Source organism: Bacteroidota bacterium (assembly GCA_034723125.1).
Lineage (GTDB): Bacteria > Bacteroidota > Bacteroidia > CAILMK01 > JAAYUY01 > JAYEOP01.
Genome location: JAYEOP010000502.1, coordinates 1 through 8,133, shown reverse-complemented (window position 1 = coordinate 8,133; position 8,133 = coordinate 1). Strand labels below are relative to the sequence as shown.

The window sequence follows — 8,133 nt, the reverse complement described above, 5'->3', positions numbered from 1 at the left end:
CTTTTTCTCATTTTAGGTTTCCAACTCATAGTAAGACAACGATAACGATGTAACATATCGTTGCTATATTTGTAGTCGTTTCTTAAAGCTCGTTTTGCTTTACCTGTACTTGTTCCTGAAAGACAGCTTGTTTCTTTATCAATTTTTCTGCAATAGTTTATATCAGATTTATCCCTACAATCGGCTATTAATTCGGCTATTGCATTTCGTTCTGTTTCATAATTGGCTCTTTGATTGCTATTAATGTCAAGTTTTATTAGGCTATCTGTCATATTACACCAATCAAAATCATTATCAGGACTTCGCCAAAAATTCATTATTTGAGCCATAGCTACGGCTACACAACCTGCAGTGCAATGGTCACAGCCACAGTTATTGTTATTTTGAACAAAAAAATTATATCCAGGGCATACTCCATCATTTGTAAAACTTTGTCCCCACCTTGTTTCAATCAAAGGATCTACTGAACTATTAGATCTATATTGACTAAAATTATTGGTTTTAATATTATTCCATTGCTCAATAGTTTCTGCATTACTTATATTATTTTGTCGAACATAGTAAACCCATTCATCATATTCGGTTTGCATCCAATACTCATAAGCAGGAGGTTTATCCTCATTATTATATGAACCATTTTCAGAATAAGCAAAAACAGGAACTGTTGCATTGTCGGCAGATACAATAACAAAATCGTTGTTTGCAAAAACAAAAGTATATCTGGTATTAATTCCTTTATATTGCATTACAATTGTTTTTTTAACGTTTGCCCATGATCTTTTTTGGTTTTTATATTGATAAAAATTAGCAGCAATTATTTTTGCTTCTGTTGAATCAACAGGCTCGGCTAACAAAGTAATTGAAAAAATTAATAATATTGCAAATAATACACTTTTCATATTTTATTATTTATTATGGTGTTATATAAATAGTTTCCGTTGTATCTGTAAAAGTTGTTCCGTCTGTTTCTTTATAAAATAATTTGAAAGACTGTATAGAAGTAGTGTCAGGTGGATGGTTTAAAAATAAATATGCATGAAAAGTACATATAGGTTTAATTGATAAATAACTTTCTAATGATAAACGACTTTTTGTCATCATACCATTTGTTTTTCGATAAATTATATCAATTATAGAATTTAATGTATCACCTGTTTTATATAGTTCATTGTAATCATTATTACAAATTAGTAAAATATCTTCAATCCTGCCAACAAGAGAATCCCGTGGTGTACTGCAAAATTCATGAGACAAATATTTAGAATCGAATTTAAAACTTATACGTAACAGATTGTATTTACAATAATCTAACTTATCAATATGAGTTGTTAAATCATAGCTGGTTGGGTTTTCCATCTTGCCTAAATAAACATTCATATCAGTTGTTTCCATTTCCCATGTACACATTTCATATCCATTTTGGCAAGAGTTACCAGTAATTGTCAATATTATAATTCCAAAAATTAACGGTTTTATATAATTTTTTAATTTTCGCATAATCATTTATTTATAAAATACCTTTCTAATTCCCATACTTTTTTTTCTTTTCCATATAAATCAGATTCCTGTAAATACAGTAACTACCTGCAGGAAAATCTACATAATCTTTTATCTCCTGGTCTAAGTAATTCATTGTTATATCCTCTTCATTATTACACGAAAAAAGAAATAAAAATAATATCAAAAACGGAAATAAAAATCTCATTATCAAAAATTAGTTTTTTATTAATTTATAATTTGCTGATATTTTGTTGTTAATAAACTTAATAAAATATATACCTTTTGAAATATTTTCAATGTTTACTTTGTGCGTACCTTTTTGAACATTAAGGGTTTTTATGATTTCTCCCCTAATATCAACAACTTGTATTTCAAGGCTTTTATAGGGATTAAAGATTGTTAGTTTATCGTTTGCCGGATTCGGATAAATCTCAATTCCCTTTAGCTCTTCATCCATTATACCTGAAGAAAGTTTATCCACTTTATTTGACAATGATGAGCTGTATCCTGCACGGGTCGGATTGCATGCTTCATCTTTAACCACTTCTACCTGATAATAAACATTTCCTTCTGGCGGATTTTCATCGGTATAAGAATTTATATAAGCCTGAACCGAATCGAATAATGTTTGGGAACTTGAGTTAGTGTCCCTGTATATCCTGAAAGTATAATATTCAAAACCTTCATAATCTGTCCAGTTCAGATTTATCTTGTCTCCAATTCCCTGACTTATTGTTAAATGAATGGTAACGTGATAGTCTGACAAGCTGGATTCATTATCACAGGAATCAACAACTGAAATACCATAAACATAAGGTTTTTTACCTGGTTCTGAATCAGTATCCACATAAGTACTTAAACTGTCGTAAGGCAAAGTCTCAATTAATTCGAAACTATCGACATAAAAAGTTTCACGGTATATCTTAAATGACTTAATGTAATTATTATCTTCTTTTTCCCACACAATTTCATTGTTCCCGTTTTCATCAACAGTAACAAGACAAATCTCCTGTTCATTATAAGGATAACGGACCTCAACATCTATAGTATCGGAAGTTATCGTACAACCGAATTGTGTATCAGCTATCTGGCAAAAATAGTTGCCTATGTATTTAATGGTTATTATCGAATCAGTTGAGTTTCCCGGTGTCCAGGTAATGTCATAATCTTCACAATTTGCATTTTCAAGCTGGATTTCAAGGACAAGACTGTCTCCAATGCAAAAAGTCGTATTTCCATCATATATCAAAGTATCATCAGGTATGGTAATTACAGTTACAACTACTGTATCGTAGCTTTTACACCCATATTCAGCTGTAACTTCAACATAATAAGTGCCTGAATCCACCTTTATTGTTTGGTTATCTGCTCCTGTATTCCATGAATAATTTTCAAAGCCTGAACCTGCATCCAGCAAAATACTGTCTCCGGCACAAATTGTAGTATCATTGCCAAGATCAACTTGATCTGTATCACATTGATATTCACTAACAACTATATCATCAAAAAAATAACTTGTAACTAAATAATGTGAGGGACCAAAAGCGTACCAACCAATGTAATAATTATTATTTGATTGGGGACTGAATATTTTTGATATTTTAGTAAAAGATGAGTTATAATATTCTTGATTATGATATACTAATGTATCAACTATACCGGTTGAGTCTGTTGTAGTACTTAAAACCAAATAAAATCCCTGATTCTCAATAAATGGATTGTCCATATAATACCAAAAACTTAAATCATAATGTTCATTGCTATCTAATTCGTAGCATCTTGAAAAAAGCCAATCATCATTGTATTGTTTTATTACAATTGAAAAATCACCATTATGTGATATATATGATGATCTTTCCCATGAAGTATCATTTGAGTTTACATCATTTATTTCCCATTTTGTATAAAATTCATTTGTATCGGTATTTTCAAAACCCATAGTATCCGCCCCGGTCGAAAGGTCATAACATTGTGCATGTAATAATGTGTTCATTAATAAACATGTAGCCGTTAATATTAATATTATTAGATTTTTCATAGTTTTAAAATTTATTTGAGTTTAATTTTTTATTTATCAATCCATTTTCAGACGTTAATGTATCAATTTCTTTTTTAAGTTCTAATATGTATAAAGTAAGTTCTTCAATTTTTTGTAGTAATTTAGCATCCATTTCTCCAATATTATATCCATTTTGCTTAATAAAACTTTCAGTAGGTATTTCCGGTAAATGTTTATTTATTTTAATATATTTTTCTAATTCTTTTAATGTCATAAGTTCATAATCATCATTAAAAACAAAATCAGCCCAATTACTATTATCAGTTACAATTAATTCATTGCAAATAGTAGTTCCTGAAACGGATAATAAAAAATCATCAGAGCCTGTATAATCTTTACCTATTAATACTTTTCCATTTGCAAGAATTCTGAATCTAATTTCATCTTCTTCATCATCCCTTCCTTCTTCCCAGTTATTTGCTTCAACCTGAAAAAGTGCTTGTGTAGCATTAGGGAAGCCTCCTTTTATTCTTAAAAGTCTTGCACTTCCTCCTCCATTTCGAATATATTGTGACCAAAAATCATTATTATCTTCATATATTTCAAAAATGCCTAATTTCTTATGATATCCAGTTGTTTTGCCTATAATCATATTTCCGTCAACAGTTAATTTTGTCTTAGAATCATATGGATATGAGCCAATCCCAATATTATTATTGTAAAATATTAAACTGTTTGATATTGCGGGTAGTGATTCTCCATCTTTTAATGGTCCAATCCTCAGTGTTTTAATTGGTGTCTGAGCATCAGACCATGGCAAAGCAGTATATAACATATATTTATTTGAATATTCATTATAAGTTTTTCCAAATATAATATCACCTTTAACATCAAGACGTGCCTTGGGATTATTATTATGTATTCCAACATAACCATTATTCTTCATAAACAAAACATCAGTTTCTATATTATCTACATTTCTGAACAATAAACCATTATTATTTAATAAAATATCCCAAATTCTGGTAGCACAACCTTCTTCAGGATTATCAAATAATTCGAAACGCTGATAGAGAAATAAATCGTTATTATTACAGTAATTGTTATCAGTTTTTTTTATATGTAAATCAGCATCAGGAGCACTGGTTCCAATTCCAACTTGATAATCTGTAGTTGTTGGAATTAAAATATTTCCGTCCCAGTTTCCACTTTGGGCATTACATTTATTAATATTAAGAAACAATATTAATGGAATATTTAATAACACAATCATAATAATTGAATGAATTTTTATACTATGTAAGTATCTGTGTAACTGTCTATTACAAACAAGGGGGGGTAATTTTATTTTTCATATTTCTGCTTTATTAATTTAATAAATCTTATTTTTTATTTAAAATTATAACTAATTCTTATAAAAATATGTTGCACAAACGTAATACAAATTTTTGCAAAATCCAAATTTTTTTTAAAATTCAAGGAATAAAGAAACAAGTCCTAACGATTTAAAAATTGGATTTAAGCCTTAAAAAGACAAAAGAACCTTTTCCGCCCAAAGATGTTTTTTGTTCCATCAACTGGATACTTTTCGTTTAATACCATTTGTTTGCATCTTGAAACCCGCATCTTAATCTTTAGGAAGGTTCTATAAATAGTGCCTCTTAGAAAACTATTCATTTTAAAAATAACAAATCTCAAACATCAAAAAACAAATAATTCTCAATAACCAATTATCTAATATTCAAACATTTTGAAAAATTGGAATTTTATTATTTGGTGTTTATTTGTCATTTGAAATTTGTTATTTGGTGTTTTCTTAGAAAGACTAAATACCTCCCATTAGAATCTAACTCTGTACAAAATTACAGGAATAATACCAATTTGTCCAATATCAGCAATTTCTCCTTTAGCACTATCGTAATATTCTACAAAATGATTTTTGTGATTTGTGATATTTGATAAGTCAAGTGCTATTAAATGACTGCTTTTAGGCAAGTTAACTTTGTATGAAACTTTGAAATCAACTCTGTAATAATCTGAGAACTTTTCTTCAAAGGCTCTGCTGTAGTTATAGCGTGTACCTCCGCTTTCTCTTGACTTTTCAAGGTCTATAGGGATTTTTCTTGTGCCTCCTGCAAAACTACCTTTTAAATCAAATATTAATGATTTGTGTTTTTTAAGTTCAAATTCATATCCTCCTAAAATATTAAAGACATAATTTCCATTGAACATGCTGTTTCTTTCTATTCCATCACTTGCTACGTAAGTTGAATTGAATAATGAGAGTGTAATTAAATAGTATAAATTTTTGTTCAGGAATTTTTCAAGAGTAAGTTCTATTCCATAATTCTCGGCAGTTCCATTGTTTACAAGGCTATCAAGAAAAGCTGTATTGTTAAAACTTGCACCATAATTAATTAATGACCAAAATGAAGAATTTCGTGAAACAGGAATATCATACAAATATTGATAATATGTTTCAATTTTAATGCGGTGATTTTCATCGAGTAATAAATTGTAGGATAAAACAAAATGATGACTTTTTGAAAATTTTAGATTTTTGTTTGTAAAAATGTAATCAGGATTTAAGGGATCTGTTAACGACCTAATAAAATAAACAAAACGATTTTGTGCCTGACTGTGCTTTCCGTATCCAAATGAAATTTTTTGATTTGCTTTAAATTGCCAATTTATACCTAAGCGGGGTTCAATTGCAATTTCATTATTCAAATCGATTTGTTGATGGTGTAAGCCTGTAACTAATTGTAAATTATCAGAAAATATATGCTTCCATTGAACAAAAGATTGAAATAGAAATAACTTTTCTGAGATATTAAATTCTGAAAAATAAGAGTTATATTTTTTAGAATAAAAACTGTCTAAATATTCAAATACAATAAGTTCTGTTTCAATTCCTGTTGTAAAATAATTTTTATTGCTAAATTTTTTCTTAAAATCCGTGTTGAAAATATATTTATGCTCAAAATTTTCATTTACGTAATCACCCCATTTAGTGCTGTTAATAATTTTGTAATCCTGTTCCAAAAAGTGTTGTGAGGTGCTTGCAATAGACGTTTTGATGCGAGTTGTGGGGTTTAGATATTTTTTATAACTTATTCCCAAAATAGCAATTTTCGTATCTATTTTATATTCACTTTGAATTGTATCATTACCAAAATCAGCTTTAATGCTGTTGATACCTCCCAAGCCAAAAACAGTTATTTGTGAAGAGTTTTTTAAAGGAAAGTTAAGTTTAAAATTAACATCCTGAAAAATTGGCAACACTGTTAAACCGAAATTAAATCCCATTTTATTAAACAAATCAAGATTATTGTACCTGTAGTGGAGTAGGTATGAGGCTTTTTTATTTTTATTACTAAAAGGACCTTCTGCTCCAAGTTCAAAACCATTTAAGCCGAATTGCCCTGTATATTCCCTTTTTTGATTATTTCCAATTCTTAAATTTAAGTCAAAAACACCTGCTAAAGCATTTCCGTATTCGGCAGGAAAAGCAGAGGTAAAGAAATCTGAATTTGCAAGTAAATTATTGTTCAACATACTTATAGGTCCACCAGTAGAACCCATTGAACCAAAATGATTTGGATTGGGAATATTTACTCCTTCAAGTTTCCATAGCAAACCTGCCGGTGAATTACCTCTAATGATAATATCGTTAACCTGATCGGATGAAATTCTTACTCCTGCATAATTTGTAGCCATTCGAGCAGGATCACCCAAGCTTCCTGCAAAGCGTTCTGTTTCATCAATTGTAAAGGAACGAGCACTTACAACAGCCATTTTGTTCAAGGGCTGATGCTTATTTCTGTTGGCTGTAATTTTAACTTCATTTAATTCAATAACCTTTTCTTCTAATTTTATTGTTAAAATAAGTTCTTTACCTGATATCAAATTTATGTTTCTGAGGATTTTGCTTTTATATCCAATGTAGCTTACCTTAAGATTTATTTTACCCACATTTACATTGCTTAGCTTAAAGTAACCGTTTAAGTCAACTGTTGTTCCTTTTAACATTGAATTTGAATTGGGATTAAATATTATAACATTAGCACCAACCAAAGGATATTCCGTTTCCGAATCTATTACTTTACCGCGAATATTCTGAGTTAGCTTTTGTGCAGTGAGCAGGGTAGAGAACAGTAAAAAAACTATAATGAAAGTAAATACTCTTATCATTTTATTTTGCTTAAAAATTTTGGTTCTATGTCAAATACTGTGGGTAATCAAATTTGCCACAGACTTTATCTATCGAAGACATACATAAAGTAAAGACTACGTCTGTCAAAGACAGATTCACAGATTACAAAATTACTCTTTTTGTTATTGGTGTTTATAAAAAAACTCATTATTTGCCTAACTGTACCTCTTAAATTCCCTAAAGAGGAAATAATATATATATAATTGTCTGTAAATGAAATTATAAAATAAGAAGTAATACTTTTAGGGAGGTTCTTTAAATAGTGTCTCTAAGAAAACTGTCAAATTTTACGATTTCTAAGATTTTTGATGAGATTTTTATTTTTTGAGACGAGGCGATGCCTTAGCATCAGTGAGTTGAGAAAGATAAAAATATCGCAAAAAGATAGGAATCTAATTTTGCAGAGTTTTCTTAGAGA

5 protein-coding genes are annotated in these 8,133 nt (G+C 29.3%); all 5 read right to left on the bottom strand.

The genetic code is table 11. The features are described 5' to 3' along the window. Positions 1–899: Spi family protease inhibitor (locus U9R42_13015; protein ID MEA3496939.1), on the bottom strand; the 899-nt coding region annotated here is incomplete at its 3' end. 13 nt (positions 900–912) lie between these two features. After that, positions 913–1,497, bottom strand: a complete 585-nt coding sequence (locus U9R42_13010; protein ID MEA3496938.1) for a hypothetical protein — start codon at positions 1,495–1,497, stop codon at positions 913–915. 217 nt (positions 1,498–1,714) lie between these two features. Further along, entirely contained in the window at positions 1,715–3,538 is a 1,824-nt protein-coding gene (locus U9R42_13005; protein ID MEA3496937.1) for a T9SS type A sorting domain-containing protein, read from the bottom strand. Between the two features lie 4 nt (positions 3,539–3,542). After that, positions 3,543–4,772, bottom strand: a complete 1,230-nt coding sequence (locus U9R42_13000; GenBank protein ID MEA3496936.1) for a hypothetical protein — start codon at positions 4,770–4,772, stop codon at positions 3,543–3,545. A 566-nt stretch (positions 4,773–5,338) separates the two neighbouring features. Then, a complete protein-coding gene (locus tag U9R42_12995) occupies positions 5,339–7,693 on the bottom strand; it encodes a carboxypeptidase-like regulatory domain-containing protein (protein ID MEA3496935.1) in 2,355 nt (784 codons plus the stop codon). Positions 7,694–8,133 lie beyond the last annotated feature (440 nt).

Excerpts from the sequence above, each read along its gene's own strand:
- U9R42_13005 (MEA3496937.1), bottom strand. The coding sequence starts at position 3,538 with ATGAAAAATCTAATAATATTAATATTAACGGCTACATGTTTATTAATG.
- U9R42_12995 (MEA3496935.1), bottom strand. The coding sequence starts at position 7,693 with ATGATAAGAGTATTTACTTTCATTATAGTTTTTTTACTGTTCTCTACC.
- U9R42_13000 (MEA3496936.1), bottom strand. The coding sequence starts at position 4,772 with ATGATTGTGTTATTAAATATTCCATTAATATTGTTTCTTAATATTAAT.
- U9R42_13010 (MEA3496938.1), bottom strand. The coding sequence starts at position 1,497 with ATGCGAAAATTAAAAAATTATATAAAACCGTTAATTTTTGGAATTATA.